This is a genomic window from Bradyrhizobium sp. Ken51, assembly GCF_055807435.1.
Genome location: NZ_JBVVPB010000028.1, coordinates 1 through 20,026 on the forward strand (window position 1 = coordinate 1; position 20,026 = coordinate 20,026).

Sequence of the window (20,026 nt, forward strand, 5' to 3'; positions counted from 1 at the left end):
CTTCCCTGCGCCCTCTTGGATAAGAGGGTGGAATGACGAAGCAAAACTCGGGCGAAATGCGCCGCGAGGCTGCGAAGCTGTGTCTGCAATTCAAAATGCTAACTGGAACAGCGGCGCTACCGCCTCATACTCCGTCATTGCGAGCGAAGCGAAGCAATCCAGTCTGCCGCCGCGGCGAGATTCTGGATTGCTTCGCTTCGCTCGCAATGACGATGGGGAGAGAGTGGGGGCGGCACGCCGTTCTAGCCGCCGAGTATCCGCCGACAAGCTTCGACGAACACTTGCGCGCCCGTGACGATGTCGACGTCGGCGGTGTTCTCGGTCCAGTGATGGCTGATGCCGCCGATCGACGGTACGAACAGCATACCCGCGGGCATGACCGTCGCCAGCATCTGCGCGTCGTGGCCGGCGCCGCTGGGCATGCGGACGGACCGTCCGCCGGCAAGGGCCTTGCTCGCGGCTTCGATCGCGTCCTGGATGCCCGCGTTCATCATGGCCGGAGCGCCAGTGCGAATCTTTTCCACGGTGATGGTGCAGGGGCCTTTCGCGCTGGCCTCGTACACCATGCTCCGCAGCAACTCCTCCAGCCGCGCGATAACCGATGGATCGTCGTCGCGGATCTGGAACAGCATTTCGGCTCCCCCCGGAATGATGCTGGGCGCGCCAGGATCGAGCGTGATGCGGCCGGTGGTCCAGACCGTGCGCGGGCCGCTTGTATCAGGGAAACGCTCGTCGATCGCGACGCAGAATTTTGCCAGCGCCAGCCCGGCATCCTTCCGTGCAGCCATGCGGGTGGTGCCGGCGTGATTCTGCTCACCGACGAAATTGATCTGGTATTGCCAGATGCCCACGATGGAGGTGACGACGCCGATCGCAAGGCGACCGCTTTCGAGCGTGTCGCCCTGCTCGATATGCGCTTCCAGATATCCGACATGCCGGCCCGGCTCGGCGGTAATGCGCGGTCGTCCTGCCAGCCCCATGTCGGCGAGTGCCTCCCGCATGCTGCGGCCGCTGGTGCGGTCGCGTGCGGCATCAATGTCGGCCTCGGTCACTTGTCCGACATAGGAGCGCGAACCGAGGAAGTGCCCAAAATGTCCTTCCTCGTCGCACCAGGCGGCAAGTTCGACCGCGCCGTCGAGCGAGGGATCGGCATTGAGCACGCGGGCCGCTTCGAGCGCGTAGACGACGCCGAGCGGCCCGTCGAGCCAGCCGGCGTAGTTCTGGCTTTCGAGATGCGATCCCGCCAGCAGCTTGGGTCCCGGCTTTGCGCTGGTGCCGAAGACATTGCCGATGCCGTCGATCGCCGCGGTGAGGCCCGCGTCGGGCAGCTTCCGCACCAGCCAATCCAGCGAAAGCCTGTGCGGCTCGGAGAAGGTCGGCTTGTGCACGCCGGTCTTGTAGGCGCCGATGGCGCGGAGCGCATTGAGATCGGCGAGAACGCGTATCCCGTTTGCGCGTGAAAAAGTGTCAGGCATGCTCGGCAACCTTCAACGCCTCGGTGCGGATCTCCTCGACCAGCCGTTCCTTCAACTGGACGAATTCGGGCGTGGTCTTGATCTTGTAGGAGCGCGGATGCGGCAGGTCCACGTTGATCTCGGCCTTGATGCGGCCGGGGCGCGCGCTCATGACGATGACGCGGCTGCCGAGGAAGATCGCTTCCTCGATGTCGTGGGTCACGAAGAGCACGGTCTTCTGGTCGCGCTCCCAGATCCCGAGCAGCATTTCCTGCATCAGGGCGCGAGTCTGGTTGTCGAGCGCGCCGAATGGCTCGTCGAGTAGCAGGATCTTGGGGTCATTGGCGAGCGCGCGCGCGATCGCGGTGCGCTGCTGCATGCCGCCGGAGAGCTGCTTTGGCCAATGGTTCTCGAAGCCGGACAGACCGACCTGGCGGATGAAGGCGTCGGCGATCTTGTTTCGCTCCGACTCGGACACCCGACGCTCGCGCAGGCCGAAGGCGATGTTCTCGCGCACCGTCAGCCAGGGAAACAGCGTGTAGGACTGGAACACCATGCCGCGGTCGGCGCCCGGACCGGTGACCTCGCGTCCGTCGAGCACCACGCGTCCGCCGGTCGGGCGATCCAGGCCGGCGACGATGCGAAGCAGCGTGGACTTGCCGCAGCCGGAAGGGCCGAGGATGGTGACGAAGTCGTTGTTGCCGATCACAAGATCGGTCGGCTCCAGTGCCCTCGTTGGGGCGTTGCCGTGGCGCGCGGGAAAGGTCCGCGAGACCTGTTCGATCTTGAGGATCGTCATGCGAGCCTCCAGGGAAACAGCCACGCGTTGAACGCCTTGAACAGGAAGTCCGAGACGAGGCCGATCAGCCCGATCACGATGATGCCGAAGATGATCTGGCCGGTGTTGAGCAGCGCCTGGCTGTCGGTGATCATGTGGCCGATGCCGGAGGAGGAGCCGATCAGTTCGGCGACGATGACATAGGTCCAGGCCCAGCCCAGCACCAGCCGCAGGATCTCGGCGATCTCCGGCGCGGAAGAGGGCAACAGCACGCGGCGGATGATGCCGCGGTCGCTGGCCCCCAGCGTATAGGCGGCCTCGACCAGGTCGCGCCGCGTGGTACCGACGGTGACGGCGATCATCAGGATGATCTGAAACACCGAACCGATGAAGATGACGAGCAGCTTCTGCAGCTCGCCGATGCCGGCCCACAGAATCAGGAGAGGAATGAAAGCGGAGGCCGGCAAATAGCGCGCAAAGGAGACGAACGGCTCGAGGAACGCCTCGACCGGCTTGTACGCGCCCATCAGCACGCCGAACGGCACCGCGATGATGGCGGCCAGCACGAAGCCGCCGACGACGCGCCAGATTGTCATGCCGATGTCGAACAGGAAGCCCTGTTTGACGATCAGATCGACGCCTTCCTGCACCATGGTCAGCGGGTTGGCGAGGAACACCTTCGACACGTGGCCGCCGAAGGTCGCCCAGGACCAGAGGGCAACGAACACCACGAAGAACGCAAGGCCGTAAGCCACGCGCTGCCTTGACGTCACGGGATCGAGGGGACGCATCAAACTGTCTATCCGGGCGGTGAACAAGTTTGCCGGCCCCGCCGCGAGACGGGGCCGGCGGCTCCTAGGAGACTTACTTGATATAGCTCGCGTCGAAGAGATCCTCGACCTTCGGCGCGGCCTTGATGATGCCGATCTCGAGCAGGAGGTCGGCGGCCTCCTTGTTGAAGGTCAGGAAATCGCCGGCGAAGAATTTCTGGTTCGCAGCCTTGTCCTGCCAGCGCAGATACTTTGCCGAGTTGCCGAAGGCCTCGCCGGTCTGCTTCACGTCGGCGCCCATGATCTCGTAGGCCTTGGCCTGGTCCTTGGAGATCATTTCGAGGGCCTCGAAATAGCTGTCGGCGAGCGCCTTGGCGGCCTTCGGGTTCTCGGTGAGGAATTTCGGCGTGCAGCCGAACGTGTCCATGACCATCGGATAGTCGAGCGTGGTCGCGATGATCTTGCCCTTGTCGGGTGCGGCACGAACCGTCGACAGGTACGGCTCATAGGTCATGGCGGCATCGTTCTGGCCGGAGACGAAGGCCTGCGCGGCCGCAGCCGGCTCGAGATTCACGACGGTGACGTCCTTAACCGACAAGCCGTTCTTCTTGAGCATCCAGGCCAGCGCGAAATAGGGCGAGGTGCCGGGCGCGGACGCCGCAACCGTCTTGCCCTTCAGATCCTTGATCGCGGCGAGCTCGTTGCGCACGGCCATGCCGTCGGCGCCGTAGCTCTTGTCGAGCTGGAAGATCTGCTTGGTCGCGACGCCGTTGGCGTTCCAGGAGATCCAGGTCTCCACGGTCGTTGCCGCGCATTGGACGTCACCGGAGGCGATCGCGAGATGGCGATCCTTCTGCGGAATCTTCTTGATGGTAACGTCGAGGCCGTTCTTCTTGAAAATGCCGGCTTCCTTCGCCAGCGTCAGCGGCGCGAACCCCGTCCATCCGGAAATGCCGACGCCGACCTTGACGTCGTCGGCGAGCACGGAAGTGGAAGCTGTGAGAGCAATGATTGTCGCAAATACTTTCGAACTACGCATGATTGTCGTCCTCTTGCCGATCGATGGATTGACGTCCTGTTGATCTTGGTCGGTCCTCATGGACCGTTGCCCGAAGCGTTGCACGATTTGTGCCGACATCGTCCTCTCAGCCTCCCTTGAATCGGGCGACAAGGCGGTGAGAGTCACCGGGATAGAGCAGCCGCACCGCGGTGATCGTGCGCGCGCTGCGCCAAGTATAGCGGTCGATCACGAGGCAGGGTGCGCCGACGGCAATGTCGAGCGCTTCTGCCGTGCGATCGTCCGCAACGATAGCGCTGATCGTATGCTCGGCCTCTGTCCATGGAACATGGTGAAGCAGCCACGAGCCGGGCGGCTCACGCGAAAAATCTGCGGTCGCCGCATCCGGCACCGACGCGAGATCGATCAACCTGTCCTCGACGGCGAAGGGCACGTTGTCGGCGCTGTGGCGGCAGGTGATCGCGACCACCTTGCCGGCCTTCTTGACGCCGAGCCGGTCGCGGTCGGCAGCGGTCGCGGCGCGGAGCTTGCGACCGATCAGCTCGTAGCCGTAAGCACGCCCGAGCGCAGTGATCTCGGCGCGCATGTCGGCGATCTTGAGCACGGCGGACTGATGTTGTGGCCGGCGGACGAAGGAGCCGGCACGTCGCCGCCGTTCGATCAGGTCGGCTTGCGCGAGCTCCGACAGAGCCTTGTTCACGGTCATGCGCGAGCAGCCGTAACGCGCGACCAGTTCGTGCTCGAACGGGATGCGATGCCCGGGCGGCCACTCGCCGGTCAGAATGCGGTTCTCGATATCGGCGCGAATCCGTTTGTAGAGCGTGGGCTGGTCGGTCGTATCAGTGGCCAGGCTCATGCAACGAGCCTCCGCACCGATGCGTTGAAGTGTTCGCGCGCGGCCTGGCGCAGTCTGTGCCGGCCGCCTTCGACGACCTTGTCGCCGCCGGCCCAGACGCAATCGACCGCACCGCTGCCCGCAGCAAAGATCCAGCCGTCGATGGCGGCGTCGCGCACGCGCCCCGCCAGCGAGGGATGGGTGATGTCGAGCGTGACGATGTCGGCGCGCGCACCTGGCGTGAGACCGACTGACATCTGTGCCAGTGCCCGCGCGCCGCCTGCAAATGCATGATCGAACAGGGCGCGTCCCGTCGAGCGGCCTGCACCGGCAGAGAGCACGTTGCGCTCGCGATGCTTGAGCCGTTGGCCATATTCGAGCTGGCGCAGCTCGTCGGCGACGCCGACGAGCACATTGGAATCCGTGCCAATCCCAAAGGCACCGCCGGCACCGACGAATTCGCGAGCTGGGAAAATGCCGTCGCCGAGGCTTGCCTCGGTGATGGGGCAGAGCCCGGCGACCGCGCCGGTCTTGGCGAGGGCGGCCAGTTCCTCATTCGTCGTATGGGTGGCGTGAATGAGGCACCAGCGCTGATCGACCGGCGCGTGTTCCAGCAACCATTGCACCGGACGTCGTCCGGACCACGCCAGGCAATCCTCGACTTCCTTCACCTGCTCGGCGGCATGAATGTGCACCGGTCCGCCCTCAGCAAGCGGAATGATCGCCGCAAGCTCGGCCGGCATCACAGCGCGCAAGCTGTGCGGCGCGATGCCAATGTTGGCATCCGGCAATGTTGCGATCGCCTTGCGCGAGGCGCTCACCAGCGCGGCGAACTGATCAACCGTACAGATGAAGCGGCGCTGGCCGGCATGCGGTGCTGCGCCCCCAAATGAGCCATGCGCATAAAAACTCGGCAGCAACGTCAGCGCAATACCCGAAGCTTCGGCGGCCTGCGCGATGCGTGCGGCCATTTCGCCGGCGTCGGCATAGGGCGAGCCGTCGCGATCATGATGCAGATAGTGGAATTCGCCGACGCGGGTAAAACCCTGCTCCAGCATCTCGACATAAAGCAGTGTCGCGACCGCCGCGACGTCGTCAGGCGTCATCGCCAGCGCGAAGCGGTACATCGTCTCGCGCCACGTCCAGAAGGTGTCGGTGCTATCGCCGCGCAGTTCTGCGAGACCTGCCATGCCGCGCTGGAAGGCGTGGCTGTGCAGGCTCGCAAGTCCAGGAAGTGCAATAGCGTGGCGTTCGTCGCCGGAGGCCGGGGCCACGCCCGCGGTCACCTCGGCGATCGCGCCGGCGGTAATCACCACCTGCACGTCATTGGCCCAGCCCGAGGGCAGGAGCGCGGAGGCGAAATGCAGTCGTGTCATGTTTCCATGCCGGCTGGACAGAACCGCGACACGATTATATGTCTAGACATATAAGTCAAGCATCCCGGGGCGCAGGGGCATCCGCGAAGGGACAGTTGCATGGCAGAGCGCTTCGACCGGATCTGGCATAACGCCCGGCTCGCCACGATGCGGGCCGACCGTCCCGATCCCGGTGAGATCGAGCACGGCGTCATCGCCTCGCGCGGCGGCCGTATCGTCTATGCGGGTTCGCAGACCGATTTTCCGGTGAGTGCCGATGCGGCCGACCGGATCGATTGCGGAGGGCGCTGGATCACGCCCGGTCTCGTCGACTGCCACACCCATCTGGTCTATGGCGGCAACCGCGCCCATGAATTCGAGCTGCGCCTCAAGGGCGCGAGCTACGAGGAGATCGCGCGCGCCGGCGGCGGCATCGTCTCGACGGTGGCTGCGACGCGCAAGGCAAGCGAGGCCGAACTCGTAGCCCACGCGCTGCCGCGGCTCGATGCGCTGATTGCCGAGGGCGCCACCACGGTCGAGATCAAGTCCGGCTACGGCTTGGACACCGCGACCGAGATGCGGCAGCTGGCCGCTGCGCGAAGCTTGGGCCGTCAGCGGTCGGTCGCGATCCGTACATCCTTCCTCGGCGCGCACGCGTTGCCGATCGAGGCGGAGGGCGACAAGGATCGCTACATCGATCTCGTCTGCAAGGAGATGTTGCCGTCGGTCGCGCAGGCCGGCCTGGCCGATGCCGTCGATGCCTTCATGGAAGGTATCGCATTCTCCGGGGAGCAGACGGCGCGGGTGTTCGAGACGGCGAGGCGGCTTGGACTGCCGGTCAAGCTGCATGCCGACCAGCTCTCGAACCTCGGCGGTGCCGCACTCGCCGCACAATTCTCGGCGCTATCGGCCGATCACCTCGAGCACACCGACGAAGCCGGTGCCGCCGCGATGGCAAAGGCCGGAACGGCGGCCGTGCTGCTGCCCGGCGCCTTCTACTTCATCCGCGAGACGCAAAAACCTCCGGTCGAGGCGTTCCGCAAGCACGGCGTTGCCATGGCGCTCGCGACCGATTGCAATCCCGGAAGCTCGCCGCTGACTTCGCTCCTGCTCGCCATGAACATGGGTGCGACGCTGTTCCGAATGAATGTGGCCGAGTGCCTTGCCGGTGTCACCCGCGAAGGCGCGCGAGCGCTCGGCGTGCTCCATGATACCGGCACGCTTGAGGCTGGCAAATGGTGTGATCTCGCGATCTGGGACATCGATCGCCCCGCCGAGCTGGTCTACCGCATCGGCTTCAATCCGCTGCATCGCCGGGTTTGGAGGGGACAATGACGGAGCCGGGCGCGGCGATCGTCGTCAAACCGGGAACGGTCAGCCTCGATGATCTCGCGCGCGTGCTCGAAGGCGCATCTGTCGTTCTCGATCCCGCGTTCTGGCCGCGCGTCGACGCGGCCGCGGAGATCGTTGCAAGGGCCGCGCGAGCCGACGTCCCCGTCTACGGCATCAATACCGGCTTTGGAAAACTGGCCTCGAAGCGCATTCCGGCCGATCAGACCGCGCTGCTCCAGCGCAATCTCATCGTCTCGCATTGCTGCGGCGTCGGTGCGGCAACCCCCGAGCCGATCGTCCGCCTGATGATGGCGCTGAAGATCATCTCGCTCGGGCGCGGCGCCTCCGGCGTGCGCCGCGAGGTGATTGAACAGTTGCAAGCCATGCTGGCGCGGCGCGTCTCACCGCTGGTGCCGCAGCAAGGTTCGGTCGGTGCTTCCGGCGATCTCGCGCCGCTCGCACATATGACTGCGGTCATGATCGGCGAAGGACAGGCGTTCGTCGACGGCAAGATCGTATCGGGCAGCGAGGCGCTCGCCGCCGCCGGCGTCGTGCCGCTGACATTGGGGCCCAAGGAAGGGCTCGCGCTGATCAACGGCACGCAATTCTCCACCGCCTACGCCGTCTCCAGCGTGCTGCGCGCATTTAGCTTGGCCCGCGCCGCGCTCGTCACCGGCGCGCTGTCGGTCGATGCGGCAATGGCCTCGACGGCGCCGTTCCGCCCCGAGATCCAGGCGCTGCGCGGTCATTCCGGACAGATCGCGGCGGCGGCAACCCTGATGGCGCTGCTCGACGGCAGCGACATCCGCCTGTCGCATCTCGAAGGCGACGAGCGCGTGCAGGATCCCTATTGCCTGCGCTGCCAGCCCCAAGTCGCGGGCGCGGCGCTCGACCTGATCGTGCAGGCGGCGCGGACGCTGATCGTCGAGGCCAACGCCGTCACCGACAATCCGCTCGTCCTGGTCGAGACCGGCGAGATCGTCTCCGGCGGCAATTTCCACGCTGAACCGGTGGCCTTTGCGGCGGATACCATCGCGGTGGCGCTGTCGGAGATCGGTGCGATCAGCGAGCGGCGCATCGCGACGCTGGTCGATCCCGCGCTCAATTTCGGCCTGCCGCCGTTCCTCACCCCCGATCCCGGTATCAATTCCGGCTTCATGATCGCCGAGGTGACGGCGGCCGCGCTCTATGCCGAGAACAAGCAGCGCGCTTCTGCCTGCTCGATCGACTCGACGCCGACCAGTGCCAACCAGGAAGACCATGTCTCCATGGCCGCGCATGCCGCGCGGCGGCTGTCGGACATGGCCGACAATCTCGCCACCATCCTGGGAATCGAGCTGCTGGTCGCCGCCCAGGGCATCACGCTGCGCGCGCCGCATGCAACCAGCGCGCCGCTCGCTGCCGTCATCGCCGCACTGCGCGAGCAGGTGCCGGCGCTCGGCGACGACCGCTACATGGCCGGCGATCTCGCCAAGGCTGCAGCGCTGGTCGAGGCCGACGCGCTGCCGGCTGCGGCGCTCGCCGTACTTTCAACTGACCCGTTTCCGACGCTTGCCTGACGAGGTGTTCCGCATGAACCGCCGACTGGACAATGACCGCACCATCCGCGCGCCCCGCGGCAGCGAAATCAGCGCCAAGAGCTGGTTGACGGAAGCTCCCTTGCGCATGCTCATGAACAATCTCGATCCCGACGTTGCAGAACGTCCGAGCGAGCTCGTCGTCTATGGCGGCATCGGCCGCGCCGCGCGTGACTGGGAGAGCTTTGACCGGATCATTGCGGCGTTGCGCAAGCTCGAAGCCGACGAGACGCTGCTGGTCCAGTCCGGCAAGCCCGTCGGCGTGTTCCGCACCCATGCCGATGCGCCGCGCGTCCTGATCGCGAACTCCAACATCGTGCCGCACTGGGCGACGCTCGATCACTTCAACGAGCTCGATCGGAAGGGCCTGATGATGTACGGCCAGATGACGGCCGGCTCCTGGATCTATATCGGCAGCCAGGGCATCGTGCAGGGCACCTACGAAACCTTCGTTGAAGTCGGCCGCCGCCACTATGGCGGCAGCCTCGCCGGCAAATGGATTCTGACCGCCGGTCTCGGCGGCATGGGCGGCGCGCAGCCGCTGGCCGCGACCATGGCCGGAGCTTCGATGCTGGCCGTCGAATGCCAGCCGAGCCGCATCGAGATGCGGCTGCGCACCGGTTATCTCGATCGCCAGGCCGCAACGCTCGATGAGGCGCTTGCGATCATGGCGGAGGCGGCGAAGACGAACAAAGCGGTCTCGGTCGGCCTGCTCGGCAATGCCGCGGAGATTTTTCCCGAGCTGGTCCGCCGTGGTGTCAGGCCGGATATCGTCACCGATCAGACCAGCGCGCACGATCCGATCAACGGCTATTTGCCGAAGGGCTGGACACTCACGGAATGGGAAGCCAAGCGCACCGCCGATCCAAAATCCGTGGAGCGCGCCTCGAAAGCTTCTATGGTTGAGCACGTCCAGGCCATGCTGGATTTCCATGGGCAAGGCATCCCGACACTCGACTACGGCAACAACATCCGCCAGATGGCGCAGGACATGGGCCTGAAGAATGCCTTCGATTTTCCCGGCTTCGTCCCCGCCTATATCCGTCCCTTGTTCTGCCGTGGCGTCGGGCCGTTCCGCTGGGCTGCGCTGTCCGGCGATCCCGAGGACATCTTCAAGACCGACGCCAAGGTCAAGGAGCTGATGCCTGATGACAAGCACCTGCACAACTGGCTCGACATGGCCAGGGAGCGCATCAAGTTCCAGGGCCTGCCGGCACGGATCTGCTGGGTCGGGCTCGGCGATCGCGATCGCCTGGGCCTTGCCTTCAACGAGATGGTGGCGCGCGGCGAATTGAAGGCGCCCATCGTGATCGGCCGCGATCATCTCGACAGCGGCTCGGTGGCGAGCCCCAACCGCGAAACCGAAGCGATGAAGGACGGGTCGGACGCCGTATCCGACTGGCCCTTGCTCAACGCGCTGCTCAATTGCGCCAGCGGCGCGACCTGGGTATCGCTGCATCACGGCGGCGGGGTCGGCATCGGCTATTCCCAGCATGCCGGCATGGTGATCGTCGCCGACGGTACGCCGGAAGCGGCAAAGCGGATTTCGCGCGTGCTCTGGAACGATCCCGCCAGCGGCGTCATGCGTCACGCCGACGCGGGTTACGACACAGCGATCGAATGCGCCCGCGACAAAGGGCTCGATCTGCCGAGCCTGACGAAGTAGCCAGGCTCAGTCGCGCGCCAGGAGCCTCGGCATGGTCGTCTTCGCGCCGTCCATGAAGGTCTGAACTGCATCGCGGACGATCGCGTCGAGATCGGCCGGGATCGGCGTCGCGTAGATGAATTTGCGGATCGCAAGATAGAAAATGCGGCCGTGGAGGCCCCAGAACAGCTCGGTCTCGCGCTCGCCGAGCGGATGTGTCTTTGCTTCGGGCAGTTTCAGGTCGTGGCGCAGCTCGCCGGCCGCCGGCTCGATGATCTCGCGCCTGATGATGTCGAGATAGCGGCCGGTGATGCCGAACGACTTCATGCCGGAGAAGACGAAGATCCGCACCCAATTGTACTCGAACACGCGTTCGACATAGTCGAGATAGAAGCGCGTCAGCCGGGCCTCCAGCGATAGCGAGCGGTCGCGGATCATCGGACCCCAATCGGGCGACCAGCGGCTGAGATAAACCTCCTGGTAGACACGCTCGATCAGCGCTTCCTTGCTCGGGAAGTGGCGATAGATCGCGGAGTGCGTGATCCCCAGGCGCTTGGCGAGCTCGCGCGTCTGCCCCTCGAAGCCGCGCTCGGCGAAGAAGCGGATTGCCTCGTCCAGGATTGCGCGCTCGCGGTCGGCCGCACGCATGTTGCGGCGCTTTGGCGCGGACTTGCTGCCTGTCTCGGCCCGCTTCCGGGCCGGTCGCTTCGTCTTCTGCGCTTTTCGGGCCATTTCGTCGCTGAATCGCACGTCCAGTTGTCTTCATAGCCCAACGCGCATTTGTAACCAAATGGTCATTTCCTGTTGACCGGCTTCCGGCGGCGTGTCAGGATTTTGAGACCAGATGGTTACAAATCTGGCGTCCCGGCTGATGAGCCGAGGGATTCGAGGAAACGGCGGTGAAGGCGAGGGCTTTCAGCTATTTTCGCGCTGCGACGATCGACCAGGCGTTGGACGCTCACGCGCGCGCCGGCGACGATGCGCGTTTCATCGCCGGCGGTCAGAGCCTCGTGCCGGCGTTGTCGCTGCGGCTGCAGGCGCCACGGCTGCTGATCGATATCACCCACATTGCCGAGCTGCGCGGCGTCAGGCGTGAAGGCGCATTCTTGCGCATCGGCGCGCTGACGCGCCATTGCGAGATGCTGAGCGAGCCGCTGATCGCCGAATTCGCGCCGCTGCTGCATGCGGCCGCGCCCTTCGTCGCCCATCCCGCGATCCGCAACCGCGGCACGTTCGGCGGCAGTGTCGCGCACGCCGATCCGGCTTCCGAATTTCCGGCGATGACGCTGGCGCTCGGTGCCGAGATCGAGATTGTCGGCCCTTCCGGCAGCCGGCGCGTCAAGGCCGACGACTTCTTCGTCGACCTGTTCGAGACGGCTTTGCAGCCCGGCGAGCTGATCACCGCGGTCTTCGTCCCGCTGTTCAAGGCCGATCAGCGCTTTGCATTTGACGAATTGGCCCGGCGACGGGGGGACTATGCGCTGGTCGGTTGCGGTATGCTCGCGACCTGCACCGGCGACCGTATCGACGACGTACGGATCTCGTTCTTTTCCGTCGGCAACACGCCGACGCGGGTGAAAGGAACGGAGGCTACGCTCATCGGCTCGAGCCTTGGCGCTGAACGCATCGCCGCAGCGCAGGCCGCGCTCGAAGGTGATCTCGCACCACCTGATGGCGACGAGGTGCCGCCGGCGATGCGGCTCCATCTCGCCCGCGTACTGCTCGGACGCATGCTCGGACGTCTCGGAGCGGGCGCATGAGCGGCTTCGACGAATCCCTTCTGGATGATGCGGACGAGACCGTGCGCGTTCGCTTCACCGTCAACGGCCGCAAGGTCGCCTGCGAGGTCGCGCCGCGCGAGACGCTGGTCGATTGCCTGCGCAACGTGCTCGAGCTGACAGGCACGCATGCCGGCTGCGAGATGGGCGCCTGCGGCGCGTGTCTTGTGCAGCTCGACGGCCGCGCCGTGCACGCCTGTCTGATGTTCACGGTGCAGGCTGACGGCGCCAGGATCGATACGATCGAAGGGCTCACCGAGAGCGGCGTAATCGCCGACCTCCAGGCCGAATTCCACCGCCGCAACGCTCTGCAATGCGGCTTTTGCACCCCGGGCATGCTGGTCAACGCCCACGAACTCCTCTCGCAGGTGACGCGGCCCAGCCGTGAGGACATTCGCGATGCGCTGTCGGGCAATTACTGCCGCTGCACCGGCTATGAAGCGATCGTCGATGCGATCGACGCCGTGGCAAAAGCGCGAAGCGAAAGCGGAGGCCCGACATGAGCGCGCCGCTGACCTCGCTCGATCGCCCGAATTCCTATATCGGCCGCTCCGTGCCGCGCCCGAACGCCAAGCGGCTGCTCGCCGGGCGCGGGCGCTATGTCAGCGATCTCAGGCTGCCGCGGATGCTGTATGCCGCGTTCCTGCGCAGCCCGCATGCGCATGCGAAGATCATCTCCATCGATGCCGGGCGGGCGAGCGCGCTCGAAGGCGTGCATCTCGTTGCGACCGGTGCCGATCTCGCAAAGATCTGCACGCCCTGGACCGGCACGCTCGACCATTTCAAGGGCATGACCTCGGCACCGCAATTGCCGCTGCCGCTCGACCGCGTGGTCTGGGCCGGGCAGGCGGTGGTTGCAGTCGTTGCCGAGAGCCGCGCGATCGCCGAGGATGCGCTGGAGCTGATCGAGATCGACTACGAGGACCTTCCCATCGTCGCCGATATCGACAGCGCGCGTGAGGCCGGCGGGCCGCTGATCAATCCGGGCAGTGCCAACAACGTCTGCTTCCGTAGCCAGCTCGACAACGGCAGCGTCGACGACGCCTTTGCACATGCGGCCCATGTGGTGGAAGAGGAATTCTGTTTCGGACGCCATACGGCCGTGACCCTGGAGCCGCGCGCCATCGTCGCCGACTACGATCCCGCAGCAGGTGCGCTCACCGTCCACCACGCGACACAGACGCCGTATCAATTCCAGGACCTCTATTCGCGCCACTACGGCATCCCGGAGGCCCGCGTTCGCGTGATCGCGACCGATATCGGCGGCTCCTTCGGGATGAAGCTGCATGTCTATCACGAGGACATGGCCGTGGTCGGCCTTTCGATCCTGCTCGGCCGTCCCGTCAAATACGTTGCCGACCGCATCGAATCCTTTGTCTCCGACATCCACGCCCGCGACCACCGCGTCCGCGCCCGGATGGCGCTTGATGGCACGGGCGAGATCCTGGCGATGGACGTGCTGGACCTGACCGCGATCGGGGCATTTTCGAGCTATCCGCGTACTAGCGTGGTGGAGGGCAACCAGGTCATCCGCCTGATTGGCGCGCCCTATCGCTTCAAGGACTACCGCGCGACGCTCGAGGTGATCTTCCAGAACAAGGTGCAGACCAGCCAGTATCGCGCGGTCGGCCATCCCATCGCCTGCGCCGTCACGGAGCGGCTGGTCGACATGGCCGCGGTGAAGGTCGGTCTCGACCCCTTCGCGATCCGAGCGCAGAATTTGATCGCCGACGATGCCTATCCGCAGACCTCCCCGACCGGCTACCGCTTCGAGGCGCTGTCGCATCAGGCCTGCCTGAAGCGGCTGCACGAGATGATGGATTATGATGCGCTGCGCTCCGAGCAGGCAGAGTTGCGCAAGGGCGGCGTCTATCGCGGGATCGGCATCGCGACCTTTGTCGAGATCACCAATCCAAGTCCCGCGTTCTATGGCGTTGGCGGAGCCCGTATCTCCTCACAGGACGGTGCGATCATCAGCCTGACGCCATCAGGCGAAGTGCGCTGCCTTATCTCGGTCACCGAGCAGGGGCAGGGCACCGAGGCGATCATCAGTCAGATCGTCGCGGATCAGCTCGGCGTCGCGCAAGAGCACGTCAAGGTCATCACCGGCGATACCGAGGTGACGCCGCATGGCGGTGCGACCTGGGCCTGCCGTGGCGCCGGCATCGGCGGCGAGACTGCGCTCCAGGCTACGCGCGCGCTCAGGCGCAACATCCTGGAAATTGCCGCGCTCATCCTCCAGGAGCAGCCATCGGCACTCGACATCATCGATGGCGAGGTCGTCGACGCCGGCACGCGAAATCAGCGGATGCCGGTCTCCGAGATCGCGCGCATTGCGTATTTCCGTTCCGATACGCTGCCGCCGGGCACGCAGGCTCAGCTCACCGTGAGCCAGCACTTCGCGCCACAGGGCTATCCTTTCGCCTTCACCAACGGCATCCAGGGCTGTTCGCTGGAGGTCGACGTCGAGACCGGCTTCGTCAAGATGTTGAAGCATTTCATCGTCGAGGATTGTGGCCGGATCATCAATCCGATGCTGGTGGACGAGCAGCTGCGCGGCGGCATCGTGCAAGGACTGGGCGCGGCGCTGTTCGAGGAATGCCGCTACAGCGAGACTGGCCAGCTCGTGAACGGCTCGCTCGCCGACTACCTCGTCCCGATGCCGATGGAGATGCCTGACATCGTCATCGCCCATATCGAGACACCGACCGCCGACACGGAGCTTGGCGCCAAGGGATGCGGCGAGGCGGGGACGGCCGCGGCGTCGGCCTGTGTGCTGAACGCCGTCAACGATGCGCTCACGCCGTTCGGTGCGACCATCAATTCCATCCCGATCACGCCTGCAAAAGTCCTGAAAGCCCTGAAGCGATTCTAAAAAAGATAGTTGGAGGAAATCATGCCCAAGTCCGGTTCGACCCTGAAAATATCCCGCCGCACCGCGCTCGCCGGTCTCTCCGCAAGCGCGGCACTTCTCGCCATGCCGCGGCTTGGCCGCGCCGCGGACGAAACGATCCGCATCGGCTTTCCAACCCCGCTGACCGGCCCTTTCGCCGCGGAAGCGCGCGATCAGGTCAAGTGCGCCGAGCTTGCGGTCAAGCTCGCCAACGACAAGGGCGGTATTGGCGGCCGCAAGGTCGAGCTGCTGGTGCGCGACGACAAGCTCAATGCCGGTGAGGCCGCGACCCGTACGCTGGAGCTGATCGAGAAGGACAAGGTTCATGCCGTGGTCGGCGCGCTCTCCAGCGCTGTGCAGCTGGCAGTCAACGAGGTCACCCGCGCCCGCGGCGTGATCTACGTTTCGATCAGCCAGTCCGACACCATCAACGAGGCCAAGGATTTCAGCAAATATACCTTCCATGAAGCGCTGAACCCGCACATGACGACCGCCGCCGTGGCACGGCAGACCCTGAAGAAGGGCATGAAGGTTGCCCATCTTGTCGCCGATTATGCCTACGGCCACGAGATGCTGCGCGGCTTCAAGCGCGCGCAGGCAGCGATCGGCGCGGACAATGTCGGCGAGATCCTGCATCCGTTTGGCGCTGCCGACTATTCCACCTTCATGCCGCGCCTGATGTCGATGCGGCCGGACGTGCTCTGCATCTCCAATTTCGGCCGCGACCAGGCCAATGCGATCAAGCAAGCGGTGGACTTCGGCGTCAAGCAGCAGATGAAGATCGTCGTGCCGGTGATCCTGCACAACCAGCGGCTCGCGGTCGGTCCCGACGTGTTCGAGGGCGTGGTCGGCGGCGCCAACTATTACTGGGGCCTGGAGACGCAGAGCAAGTCCGCCGCCGCTTTCAACAGCGCCTTCAAGGCAGCCAATGGCGGCGCGATCCCGACCGATTACGGCGCCTACGGCTATTCCGGCGTCGGATCGCTTTTGCAGGCCATGCAAACCGCGGGGGGCACCGATACGGACAAGGTGGTCGATGCCCTGGAGAAGCTGCAATACGACCTGACCAAGGGTCCGCAGCATTACCGCAAATGCGACCACCAGTCGGTGCAGCCAGTCCTGGTGCTGGAGTCCAAGAAGAAGTCCGCCATGGCCAACGACAACGATCTATTCGCCATTCTCGCCAACGACACGGGTTCCGACGACATGCTGCGCAGTTGCAGCGAGCTGGGCCACGCGACCTGAAGCCTGGGCAATGGACCTGTCGCTGATCATCATGCAGCTTCTTTCCGGGATCGCCCTTGGGGCGGTCCTGGTGATCACTGCGCTTGGACTGACGATCGTGTTCGGCATGCTCGGGGTGGTCAATTTCGCCCATGGGGCGCTGTTCATGATCGGGGCCTACGCGGGGCTGTATTTGGCGTCTCTCACCGGAAGCTTCTGGTGGGGATTGCTGCTCGCTCCCATCCTGATCGGCGGCTTCGGCATGCTGATCGAGTTCGTCCTGATCCGCAGGCTCTATGGGCGCTCGATCGACGATCCGCTGCTGCTCACTTTCGGCCTCAGCTACATCCTGGTCGAGGGCGTGCGGATCGTGTTCGGCAGCGACGGCATCCCGTTTCCGACTCCGCCGCAGCTGATCGGCGTGCTCGATCTCGGTATCGGATTCTTCCCGCGCTACCGCCTGTTCGTCATTGCGCTGGTGGCGGTGGTGCTCCTGGTGCTCTGGCTGACGCTGGAGAAGACCCGAATCGGCCTGATCGTGCGCGCGGGCGCCCGCGATCCCACCATCATGCAGGTGCTCGGTGTCGACATCGGCCGGGTCTGGCTCGCGATCTTCGGACTCGGCGTCGGGCTGGCCGCGCTCGGGGGCGTGCTCGCGGGTCCCATGCGCAGCGTCAATCCGGAGATGGGATCGCTGGTGCTGGCGGAAGCCTTCGTGGTGACCGTGATCGGCGGCCTCGGGTCGATCGTCGGGGCGGTGGTCGCAGGCCTCATGGTCGGCATCTCCATCAGCCTGGTCGCGCTGTTCGCGCCGGAGATGGCAACCATCGTTATGTTCGCGCTGATGGCTGTGGTGCTGCTGATCCGCCCGCAAGGTCTGTTCGGCGTCAGAGGGAGGACGGCGTGACGTCACCATCGGGCGGCGAAGCGGTCGCCAAGAGCACCTCCAGCGGGCTCGGCCGGCTTCTCGACCAACGCGTGTTGCTCTCCATCGCGGTGCTGGCCGTGTTGCCCTGGCTGCTGCCGTCCCAGGCGCTGGCCGTCAATGTCCTGATCTACGGCGTCGTCGTGATGGGCTACAATCTGCTGTTCGGCTACACCGGGCTATTGTCGTTCGGCCAGGCCGCCTTCTTTGGTGCGGGCGCCTACTTCACGGGTATCGCGATCGGCCGTTACGGCGTGCCCTGGTTCGCAGCGGTGCCGATCGCTGTTCTCCTCAGTACCGGCCTCGCCGCCGCGATCGGCATCGTCTCCACGCGCACCCGCGGCATCTACTTCTCCATGGTAACACTCGCGCTGGCCCAGCTCGTCTATTACGTGGCGCTCCAGGCCTCGTCGTTCACCGGTGGCGAGAACGGGCTGCGCGGCTTTACTGTCGATCGCATCAGCCTGTTCGGCTTCCCCGTCAATTTCCTCGACCCGTTCAACAAATATTATGTGCTGATGGCCTTTGCCGCATTGGCGATGTGGTTCCAGTCGCGCATCCTGAACTCGCCCTTCGGGGCCGTGATCGAGGCAATCCGCGAGAACGAGCAGCGGGCGCGGGCCTGCGGCTATGACGTCGAGCGCAGCAAGCTGATCGTGTTCATGCTGTCGGGCGCGATCTCCTCGCTCGGTGGCTGCATGCTGGCGCTACATCTGTCGATCGTGCCGCTCGACATCCTGCACTACCAGACATCGGGCATGATCGTGATGATGGTGCTGCTCGGCGGCGCGCGCAGCTTCTTCGGGCCGTTCGTCGGCGCGGCGGCGTTCCTGATCCTGGAGGACGTCATCTCGGTCTGGACCCCACACTGGCAGCTCTTCGTCGGTGCGATCTTCGTCCTGTTCGTGCTGTTCCTCCCCAAGGGCATCTGGGGCACGCTGCTCGACACATTGGGTGTCGGAAAGGCGCGGCCATGAGCGGCGAATTGCTTCGTGCCGAGGGGATCGGCAAGCACTTCGGCGGCTTCGTCGCGCTCGAAGGCATCACCGTGTCTTTTGCGGCCGGACAGCTCACCTCGATCATCGGGCCGAACGGCGCCGGCAAGAGCACGTTCTTCAACATCCTCTCCGGCGCGCTGACACCGACGTCAGGCAAGCTGCATTTCAGAGGACGCGAGCTGAACGGTCTGCCGCAGCATCGGTTCGTGCATCAGGGCATCTCGCGCTCTTACCAGATCACAAACATCTTCCCGGACCTGTCCGTGCACGAGAACGTCCGCGTGGCAGCGCAGGCATTGACCGTGAGCTACGACATCTGGCGCAACCGCGCCCGACTTACAGAACTCAATGCCCGCGCCGATGTTGCACTCGACGCAGTCGGGCTGCTGGGCAGGCGCGCCGAATTGGCCAAGTTCCTGTCGCATGGCCAGCAGCGCGCGCTGGAGATCGCGATCGCGTTGGTCTCGGAGCCTGAGTTGCTTCTGCTCGACGAGCCGACCGCCGGCATGGGGCCGGAAGAGACAAAGGACATGGTCGCGCTGCTCGAACGGCTCGCCGAGAAGCGCACCGTGCTTCTCGTCGAGCATAAGATGAAGATGGTGCTGGGCCTATCCAAGCGCGTCGTGGTGCTGCATCATGGCCGCCTGCTTGCGGACGGCGCGCCCGATGAGATCAGGAGCAATCCGGAGGTCCGCCGGGTCTATCTCGGACAGAGTGAAGGCTATGGCTGAGACCGCACTGCTCGAAATCAGGGATCTCCACGCCTGGTATGGCGCGAGCCACGTCCTTCACGGCATTTCCTTGCATGTCCAGCCCGGCGAGGTCGTTGCCCTTGTGGGTCGCAACGGAGCCGGGAAGACCACCACGCTGCGGTCGATGATGGGCCTGATGCCCAAGGCGACAGGTCGCGTGCGCTTTGCGGGCCGGGAGCTTTTGCAGCTGCGCGCCCATCAGCGCTTCCATCTCGGCCTGGCTTACGTTCCCGAGGAGCGCCGCATCGTCCCCGGTCTCTCCGTGCGCGAGAACCTTCGTCTCGGCCTCGTCGCGGCAGGAAGCGACATCGATGAGCGCGTCGCGATCGACGAGATCGCCGAGACTTTTCCGCGCCTGAAGGAGCGTCTCGACCAGGAGGGTGTCACGCTGTCGGGCGGCGAGCAGCAGATGCTGGCGATTGCACGCGCCTTGATCGCGAAGCCGAAGATGCTTCTGCTCGACGAGCCATCGGAAGGCATCATGCCTGTCCTGGTCGAGGAGATGGGCGTGCTGTTCCGTCGCCTGCGCGACGAGGGCAAGACGCTGCTCCTGGTCGAGCAGAACGTCGAATGGGCGCTGCGGCTCGCCGACCGTGCCGTGATCATCGATCAGGGTGAAGTCGTGCATCAAAGCAGCGCCGCGGCGCTGCTGGCGGACAAGGACATCCAGGAGCGCTACTGCGCGGTCTGAC

The 20,026-nt window shown here is 65.0% G+C and carries 18 protein-coding genes; 11 read left to right on the forward strand and 7 right to left on the reverse strand.

The window, feature by feature from the left end; translation table 11 throughout:
* Positions 1-242: 242 nt before the first annotated feature.
* From AC0L27_RS32375 to AC0L27_RS32400, 6 genes are all read right to left on the reverse strand, one after another.
* Complete coding sequence (locus tag AC0L27_RS32375) at positions 243-1,475, reverse strand: Zn-dependent hydrolase (protein ID WP_275173275.1); 1,233 nt, start codon at positions 1,473-1,475, stop codon at positions 243-245.
* Positions 1,468-2,253, reverse strand: coding sequence for an ABC transporter ATP-binding protein (locus tag AC0L27_RS32380; RefSeq protein WP_473321756.1), 786 nt, complete (start codon positions 2,251-2,253; stop codon positions 1,468-1,470). The genes AC0L27_RS32375 and AC0L27_RS32380 overlap by 8 nt, the downstream gene beginning before the upstream one ends.
* Positions 2,250-3,023 carry an ABC transporter permease gene (locus tag AC0L27_RS32385; protein WP_027519414.1) on the reverse strand — a complete coding sequence of 258 codons (774 nt, stop codon included), beginning with the start codon at positions 3,021-3,023 and terminating at the stop codon, positions 2,250-2,252. Before AC0L27_RS32385 ends, AC0L27_RS32380 begins: the two co-directional genes overlap by 4 nt.
* A 73-nt stretch (positions 3,024-3,096) precedes the next feature.
* The gene (locus AC0L27_RS32390; protein ID WP_354065489.1) at positions 3,097-4,041 is read right to left on the reverse strand and encodes an ABC transporter substrate-binding protein; all 945 of its coding nucleotides are present in this window, start codon (positions 4,039-4,041) and stop codon (positions 3,097-3,099) included.
* A 106-nt stretch (positions 4,042-4,147) separates the two neighbouring features.
* Entirely contained in the window at positions 4,148-4,876 is a 729-nt protein-coding gene (gene hutC / locus AC0L27_RS32395; protein WP_473306081.1) for a histidine utilization repressor, read from the reverse strand.
* The gene (locus tag AC0L27_RS32400) at positions 4,873-6,231 is read right to left on the reverse strand and encodes a formimidoylglutamate deiminase (RefSeq protein ID WP_473321758.1); all 1,359 of its coding nucleotides are present in this window, start codon (positions 6,229-6,231) and stop codon (positions 4,873-4,875) included. Before AC0L27_RS32400 ends, hutC begins: the two co-directional genes overlap by 4 nt.
* Positions 6,232-6,330: 99 nt before the next feature.
* On the opposite strand from AC0L27_RS32400, the gene hutI reads away from it, so the two are divergent.
* From hutI to hutU, 3 genes are read left to right on the forward strand one after another with little or no spacing between them, the layout of a single operon-like run.
* Positions 6,331-7,545, forward strand: coding sequence for an imidazolonepropionase (gene hutI, locus AC0L27_RS32405; RefSeq protein WP_473321759.1), 1,215 nt, complete (start codon positions 6,331-6,333; stop codon positions 7,543-7,545).
* Positions 7,542-9,101 (forward strand): histidine ammonia-lyase, encoded by a 1,560-nt coding sequence (gene hutH, locus AC0L27_RS32410; RefSeq protein WP_473321761.1) that lies wholly within the window; start codon positions 7,542-7,544, stop codon positions 9,099-9,101. Before hutI ends, hutH begins: the two co-directional genes overlap by 4 nt.
* A 13-nt stretch (positions 9,102-9,114) precedes the next feature.
* Complete coding sequence (hutU, locus tag AC0L27_RS32415; protein WP_473321762.1) at positions 9,115-10,785, forward strand: urocanate hydratase; 1,671 nt, start codon at positions 9,115-9,117, stop codon at positions 10,783-10,785.
* Positions 10,786-10,791: 6 nt separating this feature from the next.
* Here hutU and AC0L27_RS32420 read toward each other — a convergent pair whose 3' ends face one another.
* The gene (locus AC0L27_RS32420; RefSeq protein ID WP_027519406.1) at positions 10,792-11,412 is read right to left on the reverse strand and encodes a TetR/AcrR family transcriptional regulator; all 621 of its coding nucleotides are present in this window, start codon (positions 11,410-11,412) and stop codon (positions 10,792-10,794) included.
* 251 nt (positions 11,413-11,663) lie between these two features.
* On the opposite strand from AC0L27_RS32420, the gene AC0L27_RS32425 reads away from it, so the two are divergent.
* From AC0L27_RS32425 to AC0L27_RS32460, 8 genes are read left to right on the forward strand one after another with little or no spacing between them, the layout of a single operon-like run.
* Complete coding sequence (locus AC0L27_RS32425) at positions 11,664-12,524, forward strand: FAD binding domain-containing protein (RefSeq protein WP_473321764.1); 861 nt, start codon at positions 11,664-11,666, stop codon at positions 12,522-12,524.
* A complete protein-coding gene (locus tag AC0L27_RS32430; protein ID WP_354065503.1) occupies positions 12,521-13,045 on the forward strand; it encodes a (2Fe-2S)-binding protein in 525 nt (174 codons plus the stop codon). Before AC0L27_RS32425 ends, AC0L27_RS32430 begins: the two co-directional genes overlap by 4 nt.
* Complete coding sequence (locus AC0L27_RS32435) at positions 13,042-15,417, forward strand: xanthine dehydrogenase family protein molybdopterin-binding subunit (protein WP_473321766.1); 2,376 nt, start codon at positions 13,042-13,044, stop codon at positions 15,415-15,417. The genes AC0L27_RS32430 and AC0L27_RS32435 overlap by 4 nt, the downstream gene beginning before the upstream one ends.
* 21 nt (positions 15,418-15,438) lie before the next feature.
* Entirely contained in the window at positions 15,439-16,680 is a 1,242-nt protein-coding gene (locus AC0L27_RS32440; protein ID WP_473321767.1) for an ABC transporter substrate-binding protein, read from the forward strand.
* Between the two features lie 10 nt (positions 16,681-16,690).
* Positions 16,691-17,566: a branched-chain amino acid ABC transporter permease gene (locus AC0L27_RS32445; RefSeq protein ID WP_473321769.1), complete on the forward strand. Its 876-nt coding sequence runs from the start codon at positions 16,691-16,693 to the stop codon at positions 17,564-17,566.
* Positions 17,563-18,561 carry a branched-chain amino acid ABC transporter permease gene (locus AC0L27_RS32450; protein WP_473321771.1) on the forward strand — a complete coding sequence of 333 codons (999 nt, stop codon included), beginning with the start codon at positions 17,563-17,565 and terminating at the stop codon, positions 18,559-18,561. Before AC0L27_RS32445 ends, AC0L27_RS32450 begins: the two co-directional genes overlap by 4 nt.
* The gene (locus tag AC0L27_RS32455) at positions 18,558-19,313 is read left to right on the forward strand and encodes an ABC transporter ATP-binding protein (protein ID WP_275173249.1); all 756 of its coding nucleotides are present in this window, start codon (positions 18,558-18,560) and stop codon (positions 19,311-19,313) included. The genes AC0L27_RS32450 and AC0L27_RS32455 overlap by 4 nt, the downstream gene beginning before the upstream one ends.
* Positions 19,306-20,025, forward strand: coding sequence for an ABC transporter ATP-binding protein (locus tag AC0L27_RS32460; RefSeq protein ID WP_247290635.1), 720 nt, complete (start codon positions 19,306-19,308; stop codon positions 20,023-20,025). Before AC0L27_RS32455 ends, AC0L27_RS32460 begins: the two co-directional genes overlap by 8 nt.
* Position 20,026 lies beyond the last annotated feature (1 nt).